This window comes from Rhizobium sp. KDH_Rht_773_N, from assembly GCF_052946295.1.
The window spans coordinates 1714166-1734149 of sequence record NZ_CM129525.1 but is presented as its reverse complement, the minus strand read 5'-3'; the positions used below and the strand labels follow the sequence as shown (position 1 = coordinate 1734149).

Genomic DNA, 19984 nt, shown 5'->3' with positions numbered 1-19984 from the left:
GGCTCAGAACTCCAGGGCGGGGACATCGAGCCAGCGGCGCTCGGCCCAGGATTTCAGGCCGAGTTCGGCAAGCTGCACGCCCTTGGCTCCGGCTTCCAGCCCGTAGGGCCACGGAGCGTCTTCGACGACATGGCGGATGAACATTTCCCACTGCGCCTTGAAGCCGTTGTCGAAAACCTGCGTATCCGGCACCTCGTCCCAGGTCTTGTAGAAGTCGATGGTCTGCGGCTGGTCCGGGTTCCAGACCGGCTTCGGCGTGTTGACGCGATGCTGGCTCCAGCATTTCGTCAGGCCCGCAACGGCAGAGCCGTGCGTGCCGTCCACCTGGAAGGTCACAAGATCGTCGCGGCGCACGCGAACGGCCCAGGAGGAGTTGATCTGCGCGATCGCCCCGCCCTCCAGTTCGAAGGTCGCGTAGGCAGCGTCGTCGGTATCGCAGTTGTAGGGTTTGCCCTGTTCGTCGATACGGCTCGGAATATGGGTCGCACCAAGGCACGAAACGGCCTTCACCTCGCCGAAGAGATTGTCGAGCACATAGCGCCAGTGGCACAGCATATCGAGGATGATGCCGCCGCCATCGGCCTTTCTGTAGTTCCAGGAGGGGCGCTGGGCCGGAACGCCCCAATCGCCTTCGAAGACCCAGTAGCCGAATTCGCCGCGCACAGAGAGGATCTTGCCGAAGAAACCGGAATCGCGCAGCAGCGCCAGCTTGCGCAGGCCGGGCAGGAAGAGCTTGTCCTGCACCACGCCGTGCTTGAGGCCGGAGGCGCGCGCCTTGCGGGCAAGCTCGATCGCCACCTGCAGGTCGTCGGAAATCGGCTTTTCGCAATAGACATGCTTGCCGGCGTCCAGCGCCTTGGAGAGCAGTTCGGCGCGCATCAGCGTCGTGCCGGCATCGAAGAAGATCGTGTCGTCGGGATTGGCGAGCGCTGCGTCGAGATCGGTCGACCAGCGCTTGATATTATGCTTGCGGGCAAGCTCTTCCATCTTGGCGCCGTTGCGGCCGACGATGATGGGATCGATTTCGAGTTTCTCGCCTGATTTCAGCGTGATGCCGCCCTGGTCGCGAAAGGCGAGGATCGACCGGACGAGGTGCTGATTGTAGCCCATGCGGCCGGTGACGCCATGCAAAATGATCCCCAGACGTGCCATTTTTCCCTCCCTGGAAGCTTTTATGCGGCGGGAGCGGGCAGCCAGGCCCGGCCCTCCCGAGCCGGTAACTAAACAGTTACTTGATGGCAGAAGAGGAATATTGCTGTCAATAGACAATTCCGTTTTTTGAAAATCAGCGCTTTATCGAGGCGAGCGTGACGTGGACGATATGCCGCTCCCACGCATCCAGATTGCCGGGCGTGATCAGGTCGCGGCCGAAGATCGTCGAAAGCGTGTACTGGTTGGACAAATAGAAATAGCCGAGCGAGGCGATGGTCAGATAGACGTGCAGCGGATCGGCGGTCTCGATGAAGACACCGGCTTTCTTGCCTTCCTCCAGCACCTGCGAGAGTTCGCCGATCAGATGCGAGTGCAGCTCCTTGAGCCGCACGGACTGGCGCAGCCAGCGGGCGCGATGCAGGTTCTCCGTCCCGAGCAGGCTCAGGAATTCAGGATGCTGCAGGAAGTAGCGCCAGGTGAAGAGGGCAAGCTCGCCGATGCCCTCCTCGGGGCTGCGCGTGCCGATATTCAGCGCGCGTTCCGCCGTGCGGATGCTGACATAGGCCTCCTCCAGCACCCGCAGATAGAGCTGCTCCTTGTCGCCGAAATAGTGGTAGAGCATCCGCTTGTTGGTGCCGGCGCGCTCGGCGATGGCATCGACACGCGCCCCACCCATGCCGTTCTCCGCAAATTCCTGGGTGGCGGCTTCCAGGATGGCCGCGCGGGTGCGCTCCGGATCGCGTTGGGCGGTTCGCTCGGCGGGCGGGCGCTTGATTTTCTTTTTTGCGCTCTCCCCGGTGTCGTTCATCTGATATCCCCTATTTCCCCATGTTGCGCTCATATGGCTAAAGCGGGACAATGTAAAAACTCAAATTGGCCGACGCAACCGCGCCACCAACACCGCTTGACAGTCCGGAGGCTTTGAACATAACTTGTAACCAATTAGTTATTTGTTGCAAGATAGCTAATTCGGAAGCGTGTGGAGGCGCTTCCTTTTGGGAGGAGGAAAACCAATATGACTTTTCGTGTAAGCAGACGTAATTTCATGGCGGGGGGTGCTACGCTCCTTTCGCTGTCGGCGCTCGGAAACAGCGCTTTTGCCCAGGAAAACCGCCTGCGCCTCATCTGGTGGGGCTCTCAGCCGCGCGCTGACCGCACCAACAAGGTCTCCGACCTTTTCAAGGCGCAGCACAGCGGCGTTTCGATCACCGGCGAATTCCTCGGATGGGCCGATTACTGGCCGCGCCTTGCCACCCAGGTGGCCGGCCGCAACGCCCCCGACGTCATCCAGATGGACTATCGCTACATCGTCGAATATGCCCGGCGCGGCGCTCTCGCCCCGCTGGAATCCTACATGCCCTCGAAGCTGCAGCTCGACGATTTCGACCCGGCGCAGATCGAAGGCGGCAAGGTGGACGGCCATTTCTACGGCGTCAGCCTCGGCGCAAACTCGGCGGCAACGGTCATCAACACCGTCGCCTTCAAGGAGGCCGGCATCGACGTGCCGACCAACAAGACCACCTGGGAAGAGTTCGGCAAGATCGGCGCCGAAATCACCAAGGCCGGCAAGCGCAAGGGCTATTTCGGCTTTGCCGACGGCAGCGGCGGCGAGCCGCTCTTCGAAAACTACCTGCGCCAGCGTGGCAAGGCGCTCTACACGGCAGATTCGAAGATTGCTTTCGGTGCCGAGGATGCGTCCGAATGGTTCGACATGTGGGCCAAGTTCCGTGAGGCCGGTGCCTGCGTAACGCCCGATATTCAGGCGCTCTACAAGGACACGATCGACACCAGCCCGCTGACCGTCGGCAAGGCTGCCTGCGACTACGCCCATTCCAACCAGTTCGTTGGTTATCAGGCGATGGTCAAGGACAAGCTGATGCTCAGCAACTACATGCGCATCAAGCCGGATTCGAAGGGCGGTCACTATCGCAAGCCTTCGATGTTCTTCTCGGTTTCCGCGCAGTCGAAGGCGATCGATCAGGCTGTCGACTACGTCAACTTCTTCGTCAAGAACCCCGATGCCGCCAAGATCCTCGATGTCGAGCGCGGCATTCCGGAATCGAAGGCGATGCGTGAGGTTGTCGCCGGCACGCTCGATGAGACCGGCAAGATCCCGCTCGAATATGTCGGCGGTCTTGGCGATCTCGCAGGCCCGCTTCCGCCCCCGCCGCCGACCGGCGCCGGCGAAGGCCAGGTCGTGCTGCGCACGATCTCCGAACAGGTCGCGTTCGGCCAGCTTACGCCTGCCGATGCCGGCAAGCAGCTCGTGGATGAAATCACGCGAATTCTCGCGCGGGGTTGATCTTACATGACAAATGCGATGCGCACGTCCGCAGGGACGGTAACGGTGGAAAGATATCAGGGAGCAAGGGCTGACGGACGCTTCCGGCGGCTGTGGAATGCCAATGCTCCCGGCTATCTCTTTCTGCTTCCCTGGCTGATAGGCTTCTTCGGCCTGACGCTCGGCCCGGCCCTGATTTCGCTCTACCTCTCCTTCACCGACTTCGACATGTTGCGGGCGCCGGGATGGGTTGGGGCAGCCAATTACGTGCGCATCGCCACGGCCGATCCGAAATTCGCCTCGGCCATGTCCGTCACGCTGACCTATGTCGTCCTGTCGGTGCCCTTCAAGCTGACTTTTGCGCTGCTCGTCGCGCTTGCCCTGAACCGGGGTCTGCGCGGCCTGCCGATCTACCGCGCGATCTTCTACCTTCCGTCGCTTCTCGGCGGCAGCGTCGCGATCGCCGTGCTGTGGCGCCAGCTTTTCGCCAGCGACGGCCTAGTCAATGCTGCGCTCGCGCATTTCGGCATCGTCGGTCCCAGCTGGATCTCGCATCCGAGCTACTCGATCTATACGCTGGTCGCACTGTCGGTCTGGCAGTTCGGTTCGCCGATGATCATCTTCCTGGCCGGATTGCGGCAGATCCCGCAGGATATGTATGAGGCGGCAAGCCTCGACGGCGCCTCGAAATTCCGCCAGTTCTACAAGATTACCCTGCCGCTTCTGACACCGGTGATCTTCTTCAACGCGGTCGTGCAGACGATCGATGCCTTCAAGGCCTTCACGCCGGCCTTCATCATTTCAGGCGGTACCGGCGGTCCGATCAATTCGACGCTGTTCTACACGCTGTATCTCTACCAGGAAGCTTTCGGCAATTTCCGCATGGGCTACGCTTCGGCGCTCGCCTGGATCCTCGTGGTGATCATCGCGATCTTCACGGCCTTCTCCTTCCTGACCTCGCGCTACTGGGTACATTACGATGACTGAGATGACCGCTTCCGTCACCGCGGCCAGGCCGCCATCGGACATTACCAAACGCAGCCTGCCGGCGACGCTCGTCATTCACGCGCTGCTGATCGCCGCCTCGCTTCTGATGCTCTATCCGCTGCTGTGGATGGTGTCCGCATCGGTCAGGCCGGAAAACGAGATCTTCTCGTCGACCTCGCTCATTCCGTCCTCGGTCGATTTCTCGTCCTATGTGCGCGGCTGGACCGGCCTCGACATTTCCTTCGGCCGGTTCTTCTGGAATTCGCTCGTCATCTCGCTTCTGGTCGTCGCCGGCAATGTCATCGCCTGTTCGCTGACGGCCTTCGCCTTCGCGCGGCTGCGTTTTGCCGGCCGGAACTTCTGGTTCGCGATCATGCTCGGCACGCTGATGATCCCCTATCACGTGACGCTGATCCCGCAATATGTGCTCTTCCTCGACCTTGGCTGGGTCAATACCATCCTGCCGCTGGTCGTGCCGAAATTCCTGGCAAGCGACGCCTTTTTCATCTTCCTGATGGTGCAGTTCTTCCGCGGCATCCCGCGCGAACTCGACGAGGCGGCGATGATGGACGGCTGCAGCGCCTGGCGCATCTACTGGAAGATCATGCTGCCGCTGTCGCTGCCGGTGCTGGCCACAGCCGCGATCTTCTCCTTCATCTGGACCTGGGACGATTTCTTCGGTCCGCTGATCTACCTCAACGACATGAACACCTACACGATCCAGCTCGGCCTGCGCACTTTCGTGGATTCCACCAGCGCTTCGGACTGGGGCGGACTGTTTGCCATGTCGACGCTGACGCTCGTGCCCGTGTTCTTCTTCTTCCTGTTCTTCCAGCGCCTGCTGATCGAAGGCATCGCCACGACCGGCATGAAGCGCTGATGGATCGGGTAGGAAAGCCAGACAGGATTAAATGACATGAGCATCAAGACAGTCGCGATCATCGGCTGCGGTATCGGCCGCTCCCACATCGTCGAAGGTTATCTGCCGCATCCGGACAAGTTCAAGGTCGTCGCCATCTGCGACCTGAACGAAGAGCGCCTGAAGACGGTCGGAGACGAATTCGGCATCGAACGGCGCACGACCTCCTTCGATGAGCTGCTGGCGGATGGCAGTATCGACATCATCGATATCTGCACGCCGCCCGGCATCCACAAGCAACAGGTCATCGCAGCCCTTGCCGCCGGCAAGCACGTGGTCTGCGAGAAGCCGCTGACCGGCTCGCTTGCCGGCGCCGACGAGATCATCGCTGCCGAAAAGACGGCCAAAGGCACGCTGATGCCGATCTTCCAGTATCGCTATGGCGATGGCGTGGAAAAGGCCAAGCGCATCATCGACGCCGGTCTTGCCGGCAAGTTCTACATGGGCTCGGTCGAAACCTTCTGGCGCCGCAAGCCGGAATATTATGCCGTGCCCTGGCGCGGCAAATGGGCGACGGAGCTCGGCGGTGTGCTCGTCACCCACGCGCTGCACCTGCATGACATGCTCTTTTATCTCGCCGGTCCGGCGATCCGCGTCTTCGGCCGCGTGGCAACGCGCGTCAACGAGATCGAGGTCGAAGACTGCGCCTCCGTCAGCCTGCAGATGCAGAACGGCGCTTTCGTTTCGCTTTCCTGCACGCTCGGTTCGCAGAACGAGATCAGCCGGCTCAGGCTTCACTTCGAAAACATCACCTTTGAAAGCAACCATGAGGCCTATGCGCCCGGCCAGGACCCCTGGCAGATCATCGCCGCCGACGCCGAAGTACAGGCGAAGATCGACGCCGTGATCGCCGACTGGCAGCCCGTGCCGCTGCGTTTCAACACGCAGATGCTGCGCTTCCACGACTACCTGATGGGCAAAGGCCCGCTTCCGGTGACGAGCGCCGATGCACGGCGCGCACTGGAACTGGTCACGGCCATCTATCAATCTTCCGATAGCGGTGCCGATGTCGCCCTGCCGATCGGTCCTGACAGCCCGAAATACGCCGACTGGCGTGCAAGAACCAAATAAGAGGGGATTTCGGAACATGGCAACGAGTGTCGTTCTTCAGAAGGTCGAGAAGCGCTATGGCTCGCTCGACGTCATCCACGGCATCGACCTGACGATCGATCCCGGTGAATTCGCCGTCTTCGTCGGCCCTTCGGGTTGCGGCAAGTCCACGCTGCTGCGCATGATCGCCGGCCTCGAGGAGATCTCCGGCGGAGCGCTGCTGCTCGACAACGAGCGCATGAACGAAGTGACGCCCGCCAAGCGCGGTATCGCCATGGTCTTCCAGTCCTACGCGCTTTATCCGCATATGTCTGTTTACAAGAACCTCGCCTTCGGCCTCGAGACCGCAGGCTACAAGAAGGCCGAGATCGAGCCCAAGGTGCGCCGCGCCGCACAGATCCTGCAGATCGAGAAGCTGCTCGAACGCAAGCCGAAGGCACTGTCGGGCGGCCAGCGTCAACGCGTCGCGATCGGTCGCGCCATCGTGCGCGAACCGCGCATCTTCCTCTTCGACGAACCGCTGTCCAACCTCGATGCGGAACTGCGCGTGCAGATGCGTGTCGAGATTTCCCGCCTGCACCGCAGCCTCGGCAACACGATGATCTACGTCACCCACGATCAGGTGGAAGCCATGACCATGGCCGACAAGATCGTCGTGCTGAATTCCGGCCGTATCGAACAGGTCGGCGCCCCGCTCGATCTCTATAACAATCCCGCCAACCGTTTCGTCGCCGGTTTCATTGGCAGCCCGAAGATGAATTTCCTGAGCGCCAGGATCGAGACCGTTACCGACAGCGGCTCGACCGTCAATGTCTGCGGCAATTCCATTCAGATCGGTCGCCGGCTTGCCGGTCAGGCCGGACAGAACGTCACCTTCGGCATCCGCCCCGAACATCTGGCGCTGACGGAAGGCGGCATGGTTCTTTCGACCGTCAATGTCGATCTCGTCGAAAATCTCGGCGGCGCCACGATGCTTTACGCGACGACGCCGGACAATCAGGCGCTGACCATCGCCCTCGATGGCCAGCAGAAGGTCGAGCGCGGCACCAATGTTAAGGCCTCCTTCGATCCGGCGCGCTGCCACGTCTTCGATGAGAGCGGAAAGACGATCTGAATTGACCGCAACTTGACAGTCGATCCCTCTCGAGCCCATCATTTGTCCTGGGCTACGAGGGGGATACGCGTGACGCCTGAAGAGAGGATTCATGCGCTAGGCATCTGGCAAGGCCCGATCGACATAGCCCCGATTGCCGGCGGCCTCACCAACAGAAATTACCTGGTGAAGGATGGCGCACTGAAGCGGGTCGTGCGTCTCGGCGACGATATTCCGATCCATCATATCAACAGGCAGAACGAGCTTGCGGCGAGCCGCGCCGCGCACGCGGCAGGCATCTCGCCCGCCGTTATCCATCACGTGCCGGGTGTGCTGGTGCTCGACTATATCGATGCCACGCCACTGTCGCCCGACGATGTCAGAAGGCCGGAAACGCTTGTCCGTCTGATCCCGTTGATCCGCACCTGCCATCACGACATGGCGCGCCAGTTCCGCGGTCAGGCAATCATCTTCTGGGTCTTTCATGTGATCCGCGATTATGTGGCGAACCTCAAGGCCGCAAACAGCCCCTACGCATCGCTGCTGGACGATCTGCTGGACAAGGCCGAGCGTCTCGAAAGAGACGCCGGTCCCTTCGAGATCGCCTTCGGTCACAATGACCTGCTCGCCGCCAATTTCCTCGATGACGGCAGGCGGCTCTGGCTGATCGATTGGGACTATGCCGGTTTCAATACGCCGCTTTTCGATCTCGGCGGTCTTGCCTCCAACAGTGAGTTTTCGGCGGAAGCCGAACGCCTCATGCTGGAAACCTATTTCGAGCGACCGCTGACGGATGATCTCAACCGCCGTTACCAGGCCATGAAATGCGCCTCGCTGCTGCGCGAGACGCTGTGGAGCATGATCTCCGAGATCCATTCGACCATCGATTTCGACTACGCCACCTATACCGCTGAAAACCTCACCCGCTTCGAGCGCGCCTACCGGGCATTTGAACAGGATCATTGAATGACGAAGCAACTACCGAAGACGGCGAAGGCCGTGGTCATCGGCGGCGGCATCATTGGCTGCTCGACCGCCTATCATCTGGCCAAGATCGGCTGGACCGATACCGTGCTCTTGGAGCGCAAGAAGCTGACATCGGGCACCACGTTCCACGCCGCCGGCCTTGTCGGCCAGTTGCGCACCAGCGCCAACATCACCCAGCTTCTGGGATATTCCGTCGATCTCTACAAGAAGCTCGAGGCCGAGACCGGCCTCGGTACCGGCTGGAAGATGAATGGCGGCTTGCGGCTTGCCTGCAATGAAGAGCGCTGGACCGAAGTCAAGCGTCAGGCGACGACGGCCCAGTCCTTCGGCCTCGAAATGCATCTCCTGAATCCGCAGGAAGCCTTCGATCTCTGGCCGCTGATGACGACGGACGATCTCGTCGGGGCTGCCTACCTGCCGACGGATGGGCAGGCCAATCCCTCCGATATCACCCAGGCATTGGCAAAAGGCGCCCGCATGGCCGGTGTCTCGATCTTCGAGGATACGGAAGTTCTCGATCTCGAACTCGACAGAGGCAGGATCCGCGCCGTCCTCACCGCACAAGGCCGCATCGAATGCGAGCGCGTGGTGGTCTGCGCCGGCCAGTGGACCCGCAGCTTCGCAGCCCGCTTCGGCGTCAACGTGCCGCTCGTTTCGGTCGAACACCAGTATATCATCACCGAATCCTTTGGCGTGCCTTCCAATCTGCCCACGCTGCGCGATCCCGATCGCCTGACCTACTACAAGGAGGAGGTCGGCGGCATGGTCATGGGCGGCTATGAGCCGGATCCGATCGCCTGGGCTCTGGACGGCATACCCGAAGGTTTCCACTACACGCTGCTCGACAGCAATTTCGACCATTTCGAACAGATCATGGAACAGGCGCTCGGCCGCGTCCCGGCGCTTCAGAATGCCGGCATCAAGCAGCTTCTGAACGGCCCGGAAAGTTTTACCCCCGACGGCAACTTCATCCTTGGCGAGGCGCCGGAGCTGAAGAATTTCTTCGTCGGCGCCGGCTTCAATGCTTTCGGCATTGCCTCTGCCGGTGGGGCGGGCATGGCGCTTGCCGAATGGGTAACGAAGGGCGAACCACCCTACGATCTCTGGCCGGTTGATATCCGCCGCTTCGGCCGCCCGCATTTCGATACGGACTGGGTCCGCACGAGAACGCTGGAGGCCTATGGCAAACACTACACGCTGGCCTTTCCCTTCGAGGAATATTCGAGCGGCCGGCCCTGCCGGAAGTCGCCGCTTTATGACCGGCTGAAGGCGCAGGGCGCCTGCTTCGGTGAAAAGCTCGGCTGGGAGCGGCCGAACTGGTTTGCCGATCTCTTCGCCAACGAAGAGCCGAGGGACATCTACACTTACGGTCGCCAGAACTGGTTTACTGCCGTCGGCCGCGAGCACAAGGCCGTGCGCGAGGCAGCCGTCATCTTTGACCAGACGTCCTTTGCCAAGTTCGCACTGAAGGGCAGGGATGCCGAGGCCGCCCTCTCATGGATTGCCGCCAATGACGTTGCAAAGCCCGTGGGATCGCTGATCTACACGCAGATGCTGAACGACAAGGGCGGCATCGAATGTGATGTCACCTGTGCTCGTATCGCCGAGAACGAATATTACATCGTCACCGGCACCGGCTTTGCCACGCATGATTTCGACTGGATCTCGCGCAATATCCCCGATGGCCTCCATGCCGAACTGGTCGACGTCACCTCGGCCTACACGGTCCTGTCGCTGATGGGGCCGAATTCCCGCGCCATCCTGGAGAAAGTCACGACCGGCGATGTCTCCAACGCCGCCTTCCCCTTCGGCCGCGTCAAGACGATCGGCATTGCCGGCTGCCCTGTGCGGGCGCTGCGCATAACCTATGTCGGCGAGCTCGGCTACGAGCTGCATGTGCCGATCGAATATGCGACGACCGTCTATGACGCGCTGATGGCGGCGGATGGGCAGTTCGGTCTCGTCAACGCCGGCTACCGCGCCATTGAAAGCTGCCGCCTGGAAAAAGGCTACCGTGCCTGGGGTTCTGATATCGGCCCCGACCACACGCCGGTGGAAGCCGGTCTCGGCTGGGCCGTGAAGACACGAAGGAACACGCCCTTCAAGGGCCGCGAGGCGATCAAGCGCCAGCTCGAAGGCGGCGTGAAGAAGATGCTTGCCTGCTTCGTGCCGGATGATCCCGATATCGTGCTGCTCGGCCGCGAAACCATCTATCGTGACGGAGCGCGCGTCGGCTGGCTCTCAAGCGGTGGCTTTGGCTACACGATCGGCAAGCCGATCGGCTACGGTTATGTCCGCAACTCCAATGGCGTGACGGAGGATTTTGTCCTTTCCGGCACCTACGAGCTGGATGTCGCCCGTGAGCGCGTGCCCTGCAAGGTCAGCCTCAAGCCGCTCTATGATCCGGAGATGAAGCGTGTGAAAGCCTGAAGCTTCCCGTCCATAACGATGACGCAGGCAGGCTCCGGAGTTGAGCCTGCCTGCGCCTCGTTATGGGCGCAATGCCGATCGAGGAACGTCAAAACAGCGGCAGCCTGTCGTCCTGGATCAGGATTTCCAGCTTGTTGGCCACATCCTCGGTCCAGCCAATATTCGCGGTGAGAGCCCGTGGGAACAGCCCCGGGAGCTTGAAGAGCGCCGCCGAAACGGCCCCGCCATTGCGCGGCACATCGGCAATCAGCGCCGCAATCTCTTCCGCCCTCGGGTCGCGCAGTTCGTAACGCTCGCCATTGCGATCGACGCCTATCGCATACCGCATCCATGCTGCCACTGCGATCGCGTAGGTTTCCGCCTTGCTGCCCTTGGCAAGTGCTTCCGTTGCCGGTTCGAGCAGGCGCTGCGGCAGTTTCTGTGTGCCGTCCATGGCGATCTGATAGGTCCGGTGCGCAATCGCCTTGTTTGCAAAGCGCGCTATCAATTCGTCGGCATAGGTATCGAGATCGATTCCGGGGACCGGATCCAGCGTTGCTGCCGCCGCATTCATGTGCCGGCGCGCAAGGGCCGCAAGTCCGGCATCGTCCATGACGTCGCGGATGAATTCATAGCCGGCTGTATAACCGAGATAGGCGAGCAGCGAATGCGCACCGTTGAGCATGCGCAGCTTCATTTTCTCATAGGCCGAAACCTCTTCGACCATCAGCGCACCGTGAACCTTTTCCCAGGCCGGGCGGCCGTTGGCGAAATGGTCCTCGATCACCCATTGGGTGAAAGGCTCCGTCTCGATTGCTGCCATGTCCGTGTGGCCTGTCAGCCGCCTGGCATCGGCGTAGGTCGCATCGGTGCTGGCCGGCGTGATGCGGTCGACCATCGTGGAGGGGAAGGGCACGTTCGCTTCGATCCAGCGATGCAGGTCGGGATCGATGCGGGCGGTGAATTCCAGCACCAGGCGCTTCAGTACCGCGCCATTGCTCGGCAGGTTGTCGCAGCTGAGCGGCGTGAAGGGTGGTATGCCCTTCTGCCGGCGCCGCGCCAGGCCCTCGACGAGATAGCCGATGACACCGCGCGGCGCGTGCCGGTTGGCAAGGTCGGCGACGATATCGGGGTGTTTGAGATCGAGGCCGCCTGTCGCCGGATCGAAACCATAGGCCTTTTCCGTCACCGTCATGCTGACGATGCGGATACCGGGGTCTTCGAGCCGCGCCAGCAGGCCGGCCGGATCGCGCGGCGCCACATGCGCCTTCAGGATCGAGCCTATGACCTGCGCCGTCGTGCCCGACGTATCGCGGATCAGCACCGTGTAGAGCCCGTTCTGGGCGGAGAGATTGTCGGCGACATCGGGGGTGCGAAGGCTTGCCACCTCGATGCCCCAGTCGCCGCCGGCCGCAGCAAGCGCGCCATCCGTGAAGGGCGCGAAATGGGCGCGGAAGAAGGCGCCCGGACCGAGATGCAGGATGCCGGATTTCAGTGCGGTCCGGTCATAGGCAGGAAGCTTCGCCGTCGGCGCAAGGCCGGTCACGTTCTGCAATCTGTCGCTCACAGCTTGTAGGCCTTCTTCGCATTGTCGTAGGAGAGTTCACGCGCGACGACTTCGGCTTCCTTCCTGGAAATCCGGTGCTCGGCCGCCAGCTGCGCCAGGAAGCGGCAGATCTCGCGGCGCCAGACGTCGTGGCGGGCGGGAATCGACAGCAGGGCGCGCGTATCGTCGTTGAAACCGGCGAGGTTCGCAAAGCCGGCCGTCTCCACCACCTGGTCGAGATAGCGGCGAATGCCGAGCGGGCTGTCGTGGAACCACCAGGGCGGCCCGATCATCAGGCAGGCCCAATGGCCGGCCATCGGCGCCAGCTCGCGCGCGTAAGTCGTCTCGTCGAGCGTGAAGAGCAGGATGCGCAGACCAGGCGCATGACCGTATTTCGAAAGCAGCGCATGGAGACCGCCGACCCAGTCGGTGCGCGTCGGAATGTCGGCGCCCATGTTCGGCCCGCGGGTTTCGAATAGTTCGCGGTCCGTGTTGCGGCGCGCGCCGGCATGGATCTGCATCACCATGCCGTCCTCGGCGGACAGGCCAGCCATTTCCGTCATCATCTGGCCGCGGAAAAGCTCCGCATCTGCAGCCGAAAGCGGCCCCTTCAGCGCCTTGTCGAGCAGCGCCTGCTTTTCGGCAAGCGGCAGATCGGCGGTAAAGGCGCTCGGCACGCCATGGTCGGTCGCCGTCGCGCCGAACTGACGGAAATAGGCGCGCCGCTTGCGGTGCGCGTCGATCAGCCCGTCCCATCTGGTGATGTCGCAGCCGGTGATCTCGCCGAACTTGACGAGATTGTCGCGGAAACCGGCGGCATCGGGATCGGTGACGCTGTCGGGCCGGTAGGTCGTGCGCACTTTGCCGATCCAGCCGTCGGCGGCCATCTTCTGGTGGTGCGCAAGCGGATCAAGTGCGCCTTCCGTCGTGGCAATTGTTTCGATGCCGAAACGCTTATGCAGCGCCCGCGGGCGAAACTCGGGAAGCTTGAGCTGCGCGTTGATGTGGTCATAGAGCGCACCGGCATTGTCCGCCGTCAGCGGCTCGGTGCAGCCGAGCACGGCCGACATGGCGTGATCGACCCAGAGGCTCGAGGGTGTCCCGCGGAAGAGATGGTATTTGGCGGCGAAGGCGCGCCAGATATCCCGCCCGCTTGAAACCGGCTTGCCGTCGAGGCGTGGCACACCGAGCTCGTCAAGCCTGGTGCCGGTGCTGTGCAGCATGCGGAAGAGATAGTGGTCGGGAATGACAAGCAGCGAGGCGGCATCTTCGAAAGCCTTGTCGTCCGCGAACCAGGACGGCTCGGTGTGCCCGTGCGGGCTGACGATTGGAAGACCGCGCACCGTCTCGTAGAGATCGCGTGCTATTGTCCGTGTTGCCGGATCGGCGGGAAAGAGCCGGTCCGGATGAAGAAAGCCGTTACCTACATCCATCAGTTTTCCTCCCTGGTGGATAAGGGCCTACCCCACAAGAAGAGATGCGGCAAGGCCTTTTAGTAACCAAACGGTTCACATTCGATTGCCTTTTTTCCGGCCCTCGAAACCGTTGACGCCCCGACCTATTTCGGCTTTGGAAATGCCACCAGATTGACGGGGAGAAACCGATGTCAGACGCAGCCCGTATCACCAGGCTGGAAGAAATACTGGCCCATCAGGCAAAGACGATCGATGAGCTTTCCGACCAGCTTGCCGAGCAATGGAAGGTCGTGGAGCAGACACGCGCCAAACTTGACCGATTGACCGAGCGATTTCTGAGCCTGGAGGAACAATCGCTGGAAGCGCCGCCGATCACGAGGCCGCCGCACTACTGAACCGGACGCGCGGCGCCGGCTGGCGGCGGGCGGGCTGACGGAAAGCGGTTTCGCGCTTCCGCCCTTTGCGCTATAGCCCGGAAAGACAGAGCTGAACGAGAGACATCCCATGGCCGCCACCATCCGTTATCATCAGGGCGATATTTCCGCGGCAGATGCCGCCCGCTATACCGGCGCCATCGCAATCGATACCGAAACGCTGGGGCTCGTGCCGCGCCGGGACCGTCTCTGCGTCGTGCAGCTTTCGCCGGGTGACGGTTCGGCCGATGTGATCCGCATTGCGGCCGGGCAGAAGGAAGCGCCGAACCTGGTGGCGCTGCTTGCCGATCCGTCGCGCCAGAAGATCTTTCATTACGGCCGCTTCGATATCGCTGTTCTCTTCCACACGTTCGGCGTCACCACGACGCCGGTCTTCTGCACGAAGATCGCCTCGCGCCTGACGCGCACCTACACGGATCGCCACGGCCTGAAGGACAATCTGAAGGAAATGCTCGAGGTCGACATCTCCAAGGCGCAGCAATCCTCCGATTGGGCTGCCGAGACGCTCTCGCAGGCGCAGCTCGAATACGCAGCCTCCGATGTGCTCTACCTGCATGCATTGCGCGACAAGCTGAACGAGCGCCTGATTCGCGACGGCCGCCTGGAACATGCAACAGCCTGTTTCGAATTCCTGCCGACACGCGCCAAGCTCGATCTTCTCGGCTGGGAAGAGGCGGATATTTTCGCACACAGCTGAAATCGGCTCCTGTCGAACATGCTGCGCGGCCGCAGATTGGGCATCTGCGGCCGTTAGCTATTCGTTAAGAGGTTTTCAGTAACATTATCCTTAATTTTTATGCATTCGACGGCGCGAAATGCGCCGATGCGGACAGGAGGATCTGCCGGGATGCGAGGGGCCGGATGAGCACGGTCTCGTTGTACGACCTGCTTTCATAGCCACTTTGCGAAAGGAGCATGCCTGTGTTGTCTCCCATTCGTTCAGCGTCCAATGCAAGCCTTTCTTCCCAGGGTCAGACGGCGGCAATCGTTGCCGGTGGTCTTGGCCGTTCGGTGGTCGCCCCTACCCCGGTCAATGCGGTCGAAGCGGCCGACCTCAATGCTGCGATTGCCGGCAGGCTCAATATTCTGCTCATCGCTGCGCGCCAGCGCATGATCGAAGCGCTTCTCGACATTATCAACGCCACAGGACGCACCATTGCCCTGCAGCGCGGCGAAGGTGAATCCGATCAGGCATTCGCCGCCCGTGTCGCCGATGCCATCCGCCGCATGCCCGACGCCGAGATCGATGCGGTCGAGCGCCAGCTCTCCGATGACGGGCACAGCCTGCCGCTGAGAATGATCGCCGCGGCGCTTAAGGATCCGACCGGACCGGAAGCCGCCCGTGTCGTCGCCTATCTCGAGATCGTCAGCTACAAGGACAGAGACCTCGCTGCCCGCGCCGTTGTCCGCTCCTACCGCCAGAACGATGCCGCGCCTCTGCCGCGCGCCGAGCAGCGGCCGGAAATCAAGCTTCAGGGAGAGAGCCCGCCCGCCGCACGTCAGCCCGCGGCAAGACCGGCCGAAAGTGCAGCGACGCCCGCTGCCGCCGAAAAAATCGTTCTGGCCGAAGCTCCTGTCGTCGCAAAAGGCGATCTCGCCGTCGGGGACAGGCAGACCAGCTCTCAGCCTGCGGCAGCGGTGCAGGACGCTTCGTTTGAGGCTGCTGAGCCGGGCGAGACGGCGGGCTTCCAGGCCGCCCGGGCCGCATCGGTAGAGCAGGAAGTACCCGAGCCGGAGCAGGCCGCGCCCGCCGTCGAGCGGCGGCCGATCCCCGTCCGGGCTGATCCGGTCATCCCGCGCAGCTGGACCGGGATCGTCAGCTCCATGACCGAACAGGTTTCGCAGATGATCGCAGCGATCATTCGCGAGCAGGAAGCCGCTGCCCTGTTGACGGATGCACCTGTCGAAGCTGCGGTCGAAATCGATGTGATGCTGGACGAGGCTGTCATCACGGAGGCGACAGAGAGCCTTGCCCGCACTGTTGCCGAAGACGTGGTCGAGCCCGCCTCTGCCCGCGCCGCTCAGGCTTCGCGCCCGTCCCAGGCCGAAATTGCAGCGGTCGCCCAAACGCAGCGTCCCGTGCGCGATATCGCCGCTCAGCCGCAACCGGTTGCCGTCGCAGTCGTCGAGACGCAATCCTATGTCCCGCTCGCAATGCGCATGCCGGACGGGCTCCCCTACGCCCAGACGCCTTATCAATTCGCCCGCGATGAATATAAGGCGACGAAAGCCGACGAGCCCCCGCATCGCCATCACGAAAACGGCGGCGCGCAGGATCAGGATCAGCAGCAGCAGGCGCAATCCGGCCAGGGCGGCGACGAACAGCAGACCGGCGAGGAGGATGCTCCGCGCCAAGAGCGACGCCAGCCGAAGATGTTCGATCCCGATCCGTCCACCGCGCCGGCGACCGTCGCCGATCCGGTCTATGCCCTCTATCAGCGCATGGTCGGCTGGGAATAGTCCGGAACAACCTCCCGAAACGAAAGAACCCGCCGGATCGCTCCGGCGGGTTCTTCATGTCAATCGGTCGGCGAAGGATTATTCGCCGCCGCGGTTCTTCAGAGCGGCACCCAGGATATCGCCGAGCGAAGCGCCCGAGTCGGACGAACCGAACTGAGCAACGGCTTCCTTCTCTTCCGCGATTTCCAGAGCCTTGATGGACAGCATGATCTTGCGGTCCTTCTTGGAGAAGTTGGTGACGCGGGCGTCAACCGTCTGGCCGATCGAGAAGCGTTCCGGACGCTGTTCGTCGCGATCGCGAGCGAGGTCGGCGCGACGGATGAAGGAAGTGATGTCTTCGTGGTTGACGAGCTTCACTTCGATACCGCCGTCGTTGACAGCGATGACTTCAGCCGAAACGACGGCGTTCTTGCGCAGGTCGCCGGAAGCGGCAGCTTCGCCGACCGAGTCCTTGCCGAGCTGCTTGATGCCGAGCGAGATGCGCTCCTTCTCGACGTCGACGTCGAGAACGACTGCCTTGACGACGTCGCCCTTGTTGTACTCCTCGATGACCTGCTCGCCCGGACGGTTCCAGTCGAGGTCGGAGAGGTGCACCATGCCGTCGACATCGCCGTCGAGGCCGATGAACAGGCCGAATTCGGTCTTGTTCTTGACTTCGCCTTCAACTTCAGTGCCGGCCGGATGGCTGCGGGCGAATGCTGCCCACGGGTTTTCCAGCGTCTGCTTGAGGCCGAGCGAGATACGGCGCTTGGACGGATCGACTTCGAGAACGACGACTTCGACTTCCTGGCTCGTGGACAGGATCTTGCCGGGGTGAACGTTCTTCTTGGTCCAGGACATTTCCGAGATGTGGATCAGGCCTTCGATGCCCGGCTCCAGCTCGACGAACGCACCGTAGTCGGTGATGTTCGTAACGGTACCGGAAATCTTCTTGCCTTCCGGATACTTGGCCTGGATGCCATCCCACGGATCGGACTCGAGCTGCTTCATGCCGAGCGAGATGCGGTGGGTTTCCTGGTTGATGCGGATGATCTGAACCTTGACCTGCTGGCCGATGTTCAGGATTTCCGACGGATGGTTCACACGGCGCCATGCCATGTCGGTGACGTGCAGCAGGCCGTCGATGCCGCCGAGGTCGACGAACGCACCGTAGTCGGTGATGTTCTTGACGACGCCGTCAACAACCTGGCCTTCTTCGAGGTTCTGAACGATTTCAGAACGCTGCTCGGCACGGGATTCTTCCAGAACCGTACGGCGCGAAACCACGATGTTGCCGCGGCGCTTGTCCATCTTGAGGATTTCGAAGGGCTGCGGGTTGTGCATCAGCGGAGTGACGTCGCGGATCGGACGGATGTCGACCTGAGAACGCGGCAGGAAGGCGATCGCGCCGTCGAGGTCGACCGTGAAGCCGCCCTTGACCTGGTTGAAGATGACGCCTTCGACGCGCTCGCCGGCTTCGAACTTGGCTTCGAGCTTGATCCAGCTTTCTTCGCGGCGAGCCTTCTCGCGCGACAGAACGGCTTCGCCCAGCGCGTTTTCGATGCGCTCGACATAAACTTCGACTTCGTCGCCGACCTTCAGCGAACCGTCCTTGGCACGTGCGCCGAATTCCTTGAGCGCGATGCGGCCTTCGACCTTCAGGCCGACGTCAACAACGGCGACATCCTTTTCGATGCCCGTGACGATGCCCTTGGTAACATAGCCTTCAGCCAGATCGTTCTTGGCAAAGGACTCTTCGAGAAGAGCCGCGAAATCCTCGCGAGAGGGAGTTGCTACTGACATAAAATCTCCTGCGTGGCCTTCGATAGCGTCAAGGCTCACGTATGCGCCGGTTGGTTCGTGTTGAACGGGCCTGAACCCAGTCCGCCTTCTCTCACGAAGGCAATCCGGCGCTTGGACGGAATTTCAGGCTTGTTTTCGCAATGCGTCCCGTGCTTGAAGCACGGAAAGCCGCTTATTTTTAGGCATTTCGGCTCAAGGCAGCGTCGATAATCGACTTAGCAGCCTGAAACGCGGCCTCTATACTCATTTCCGACGTGTCAAGCAAGTGCGCATCGACTGCCGGTTTCATCGGGCTGTCCGCCCGGTTCATGTCGCGATCGTCGCGTCGTTTGACGTCTTCGAAGATCGCTTCGAAATCCGCCGCCCCGCCCTTGCCGATGATCTCGTCGTAACGGCGTCTCGCGCGCACTTCCGGCGATGCCGTCACATAAAGTTTCACCGGTGCCGCGGGGCAGACGACGGTGCCGATATCGCGCCCGTCGAGAACCGCCCCCGGCAGTCTCTCGGAAAACCGCCGCTGCGCCTCGACCAGCGCCCGGCGAACCGCCGGCATGACGGCAATTTTCGAGGCGGCTTCGCCGATCTCGTGTCGGGACAGTATATCGCGATTGAGGCCGGCGAGTTCAACCTCGCGCGCCATCTTTTCCGCGACAGCCTCGTCGTCGAGCGGCAGGCCGGCGTCGAGGAGCGCCTTCGCCGTCGCCCGGTAGGTAAGGCCGGTATCGAGGTGATGGAAGCCGTATTGCTCCGCGATCCCGCGCGAAAGCGTGCCCTTGCCCGCCGCGGCGGGGCCGTCGATGGCGATGATGAAGCTGCCGGTCATAAAGTCATTCCGTGCCGAGGTCGCCGTAACGGCGCACCAGTTCCTGCATTTCCGCCTGCTCTGCCATTTGTTCCAGGCCCCTGGCAACACCCTTGCGATCGGCAACCGGCCGGTTCTGGCTCACCTTCCATTTACCCTCTATTGCGGTGATCTCGATTTCGACACCGATGATGCCCTTGAGCTGCGCGCGGATGAAATCTTCAGGTGCATCGCTGACGGACCAGGGTTGCTCACGCGGCCCCTCATGGTCGCCGGTAATGGCGTTGATCTGCGCAAGCAGCCAGCCGGCGTCCTCGATCACCCGTGCCGGCCCGCGCGCCTGCACGACCGCATAGTTCCAGGTCGGCACCACTTTGCCGGTCTCGGCCTTGGTCTGGTACCAGGACGGCGTGATATAGGAATCGGCCCCCTGGAAGACGGCAAGCACCGCCGCGCCTTCGGCAATGTCCTGCCACTGCCGGTTTGCCCGTGCCAGATGCAGCCGCAGCGTTCCCTTCTCCGATGCCGCCGCATCAAGATGAAAGGGCACGGAATTGGCGATCAGGCCGGAAGCCCCCGCCGTAATCAGCAGGCCAAGCGGATGCGCGCGGATCAGCTGATGCTGCACATCAAGGTCGTCCTCGCGAAAATGGGGTGGCTGGTACAT

General features: G+C 61.9%; 17 protein-coding genes. 10 read left to right on the top strand and 7 right to left on the bottom strand.

Annotated elements, in window-relative coordinates:
* Positions 1-3: 3 nt before the first annotated feature.
* Together ACU8HS_RS08825 and ACU8HS_RS08820 are read right to left on the bottom strand one after the other, a co-directional pair.
* A complete protein-coding gene (locus ACU8HS_RS08825) occupies positions 4-1152 on the bottom strand; it encodes a Gfo/Idh/MocA family protein (RefSeq protein WP_112564837.1) in 1149 nt (382 codons plus the stop codon).
* Positions 1153-1285: 133 nt separating this feature from the next.
* Positions 1286-1960, bottom strand: coding sequence for a TetR family transcriptional regulator (locus ACU8HS_RS08820; RefSeq protein WP_112564839.1), 675 nt, complete (start codon positions 1958-1960; stop codon positions 1286-1288).
* Positions 1961-2167: 207 nt separating this feature from the next.
* On the opposite strand from ACU8HS_RS08820, the gene ACU8HS_RS08815 reads away from it, so the two are divergent.
* From ACU8HS_RS08815 to ACU8HS_RS08785, 7 genes are all read left to right on the top strand, one after another.
* The gene (locus ACU8HS_RS08815) at positions 2168-3454 is read left to right on the top strand and encodes an ABC transporter substrate-binding protein (protein ID WP_112564841.1); all 1287 of its coding nucleotides are present in this window, start codon (positions 2168-2170) and stop codon (positions 3452-3454) included.
* Between the two features lie 6 nt (positions 3455-3460).
* Positions 3461-4420, top strand: coding sequence for a carbohydrate ABC transporter permease (locus ACU8HS_RS08810; RefSeq protein WP_162703010.1), 960 nt, complete (start codon positions 3461-3463; stop codon positions 4418-4420).
* A 1-nt stretch (position 4421) separates the two neighbouring features.
* Positions 4422-5300 carry a carbohydrate ABC transporter permease gene (locus tag ACU8HS_RS08805; RefSeq protein ID WP_018114858.1) on the top strand — a complete coding sequence of 293 codons (879 nt, stop codon included), beginning with the start codon at positions 4422-4424 and terminating at the stop codon, positions 5298-5300.
* Positions 5301-5336: 36 nt separating this feature from the next.
* The gene (locus ACU8HS_RS08800; RefSeq protein ID WP_447015762.1) at positions 5337-6410 is read left to right on the top strand and encodes a Gfo/Idh/MocA family protein; all 1074 of its coding nucleotides are present in this window, start codon (positions 5337-5339) and stop codon (positions 6408-6410) included.
* A gap of 16 nt (positions 6411-6426) precedes the next feature.
* Positions 6427-7503, top strand: a complete 1077-nt coding sequence (locus ACU8HS_RS08795) for an ABC transporter ATP-binding protein (RefSeq protein ID WP_447015761.1) — start codon at positions 6427-6429, stop codon at positions 7501-7503.
* A 69-nt stretch (positions 7504-7572) separates the two neighbouring features.
* Complete coding sequence (locus tag ACU8HS_RS08790) at positions 7573-8448, top strand: phosphotransferase (protein WP_447015760.1); 876 nt, start codon at positions 7573-7575, stop codon at positions 8446-8448.
* Positions 8449-10899 (top strand): GcvT family protein, encoded by a 2451-nt coding sequence (locus ACU8HS_RS08785; RefSeq protein WP_447015759.1) that lies wholly within the window; start codon positions 8449-8451, stop codon positions 10897-10899.
* Positions 10900-10987: 88 nt separating this feature from the next.
* Here the strand turns inward: ACU8HS_RS08785 and ACU8HS_RS08780 are convergent, their stop codons facing one another.
* Both ACU8HS_RS08780 and uxaC read right to left on the bottom strand, forming a co-directional pair.
* Entirely contained in the window at positions 10988-12445 is a 1458-nt protein-coding gene (locus ACU8HS_RS08780; RefSeq protein WP_447015758.1) for a mannitol dehydrogenase family protein, read from the bottom strand.
* Complete coding sequence (gene uxaC, locus ACU8HS_RS08775; protein ID WP_447015757.1) at positions 12442-13857, bottom strand: glucuronate isomerase; 1416 nt, start codon at positions 13855-13857, stop codon at positions 12442-12444. The genes ACU8HS_RS08780 and uxaC overlap by 4 nt, the downstream gene beginning before the upstream one ends.
* Positions 13858-14027: 170 nt before the next feature.
* Here uxaC and ACU8HS_RS08770 point away from each other — a divergent pair, with 170 nt between their 5' ends.
* The 3 genes from ACU8HS_RS08770 (at position 14028) to ACU8HS_RS08760 (ending at position 16733) form a co-directional block, all read left to right on the top strand.
* Positions 14028-14234: a SlyX family protein gene (locus ACU8HS_RS08770; RefSeq protein WP_112564855.1), complete on the top strand. Its 207-nt coding sequence runs from the start codon at positions 14028-14030 to the stop codon at positions 14232-14234.
* Positions 14235-14343: 109 nt separating this feature from the next.
* A complete protein-coding gene (locus ACU8HS_RS08765; RefSeq protein WP_112564857.1) occupies positions 14344-14970 on the top strand; it encodes a ribonuclease D in 627 nt (208 codons plus the stop codon).
* A gap of 224 nt (positions 14971-15194) precedes the next feature.
* On the top strand, positions 15195-16733 hold the full coding sequence (locus tag ACU8HS_RS08760) for a hypothetical protein (protein ID WP_447015756.1): 1539 nt from the start codon (positions 15195-15197) through the stop codon (positions 16731-16733).
* Positions 16734-16811: 78 nt separating this feature from the next.
* Here the strand turns inward: ACU8HS_RS08760 and rpsA are convergent, their stop codons facing one another.
* The 3 genes from rpsA to ACU8HS_RS08745 form a co-directional block, all read right to left on the bottom strand.
* On the bottom strand, positions 16812-18515 hold the full coding sequence (gene rpsA, locus ACU8HS_RS08755) for a 30S ribosomal protein S1 (RefSeq protein ID WP_112564859.1): 1704 nt from the start codon (positions 18513-18515) through the stop codon (positions 16812-16814).
* Between the two features lie 178 nt (positions 18516-18693).
* The gene (gene cmk / locus ACU8HS_RS08750) at positions 18694-19338 is read right to left on the bottom strand and encodes a (d)CMP kinase (RefSeq protein WP_112565630.1); all 645 of its coding nucleotides are present in this window, start codon (positions 19336-19338) and stop codon (positions 18694-18696) included.
* A gap of 4 nt (positions 19339-19342) precedes the next feature.
* Positions 19343-19984: an FMN-binding negative transcriptional regulator gene (locus tag ACU8HS_RS08745; RefSeq protein ID WP_447015755.1), complete on the bottom strand. Its 642-nt coding sequence runs from the start codon at positions 19982-19984 to the stop codon at positions 19343-19345.

Bases quoted from the DNA above. Each gene is read 5' to 3' on its own strand.
- cmk (WP_112565630.1), bottom strand. From the start codon at position 19,338: ATGACCGGCAGCTTCATCATCGCCATCGACGGCCCCGCCGCGGCGGGC.
- ACU8HS_RS08805 (WP_018114858.1), top strand. From the start codon at position 4,422: ATGACCGCTTCCGTCACCGCGGCCAGGCCGCCATCGGACATTACCAAA.
- ACU8HS_RS08820 (WP_112564839.1), bottom strand. From the start codon at position 1,960: ATGAACGACACCGGGGAGAGCGCAAAAAAGAAAATCAAGCGCCCGCCC.
- ACU8HS_RS08765 (WP_112564857.1), top strand. From the start codon at position 14,344: ATGGCCGCCACCATCCGTTATCATCAGGGCGATATTTCCGCGGCAGAT.
- ACU8HS_RS08745 (WP_447015755.1), bottom strand. From the start codon at position 19,984: ATGTACCAGCCACCCCATTTTCGCGAGGACGACCTTGATGTGCAGCAT.
- rpsA (WP_112564859.1), bottom strand. From the start codon at position 18,515: ATGTCAGTAGCAACTCCCTCTCGCGAGGATTTCGCGGCTCTTCTCGAA.
- ACU8HS_RS08785 (WP_447015759.1), top strand. From the start codon at position 8,449: ATGACGAAGCAACTACCGAAGACGGCGAAGGCCGTGGTCATCGGCGGC.
- ACU8HS_RS08810 (WP_162703010.1), top strand. From the start codon at position 3,461: ATGACAAATGCGATGCGCACGTCCGCAGGGACGGTAACGGTGGAAAGA.
- ACU8HS_RS08800 (WP_447015762.1), top strand. From the start codon at position 5,337: ATGAGCATCAAGACAGTCGCGATCATCGGCTGCGGTATCGGCCGCTCC.
- ACU8HS_RS08770 (WP_112564855.1), top strand. From the start codon at position 14,028: ATGTCAGACGCAGCCCGTATCACCAGGCTGGAAGAAATACTGGCCCAT.
- ACU8HS_RS08825 (WP_112564837.1), bottom strand. From the start codon at position 1,152: ATGGCACGTCTGGGGATCATTTTGCATGGCGTCACCGGCCGCATGGGC.
- ACU8HS_RS08795 (WP_447015761.1), top strand. From the start codon at position 6,427: ATGGCAACGAGTGTCGTTCTTCAGAAGGTCGAGAAGCGCTATGGCTCG.
- ACU8HS_RS08815 (WP_112564841.1), top strand. From the start codon at position 2,168: ATGACTTTTCGTGTAAGCAGACGTAATTTCATGGCGGGGGGTGCTACG.
- uxaC (WP_447015757.1), bottom strand. From the start codon at position 13,857: ATGGATGTAGGTAACGGCTTTCTTCATCCGGACCGGCTCTTTCCCGCC.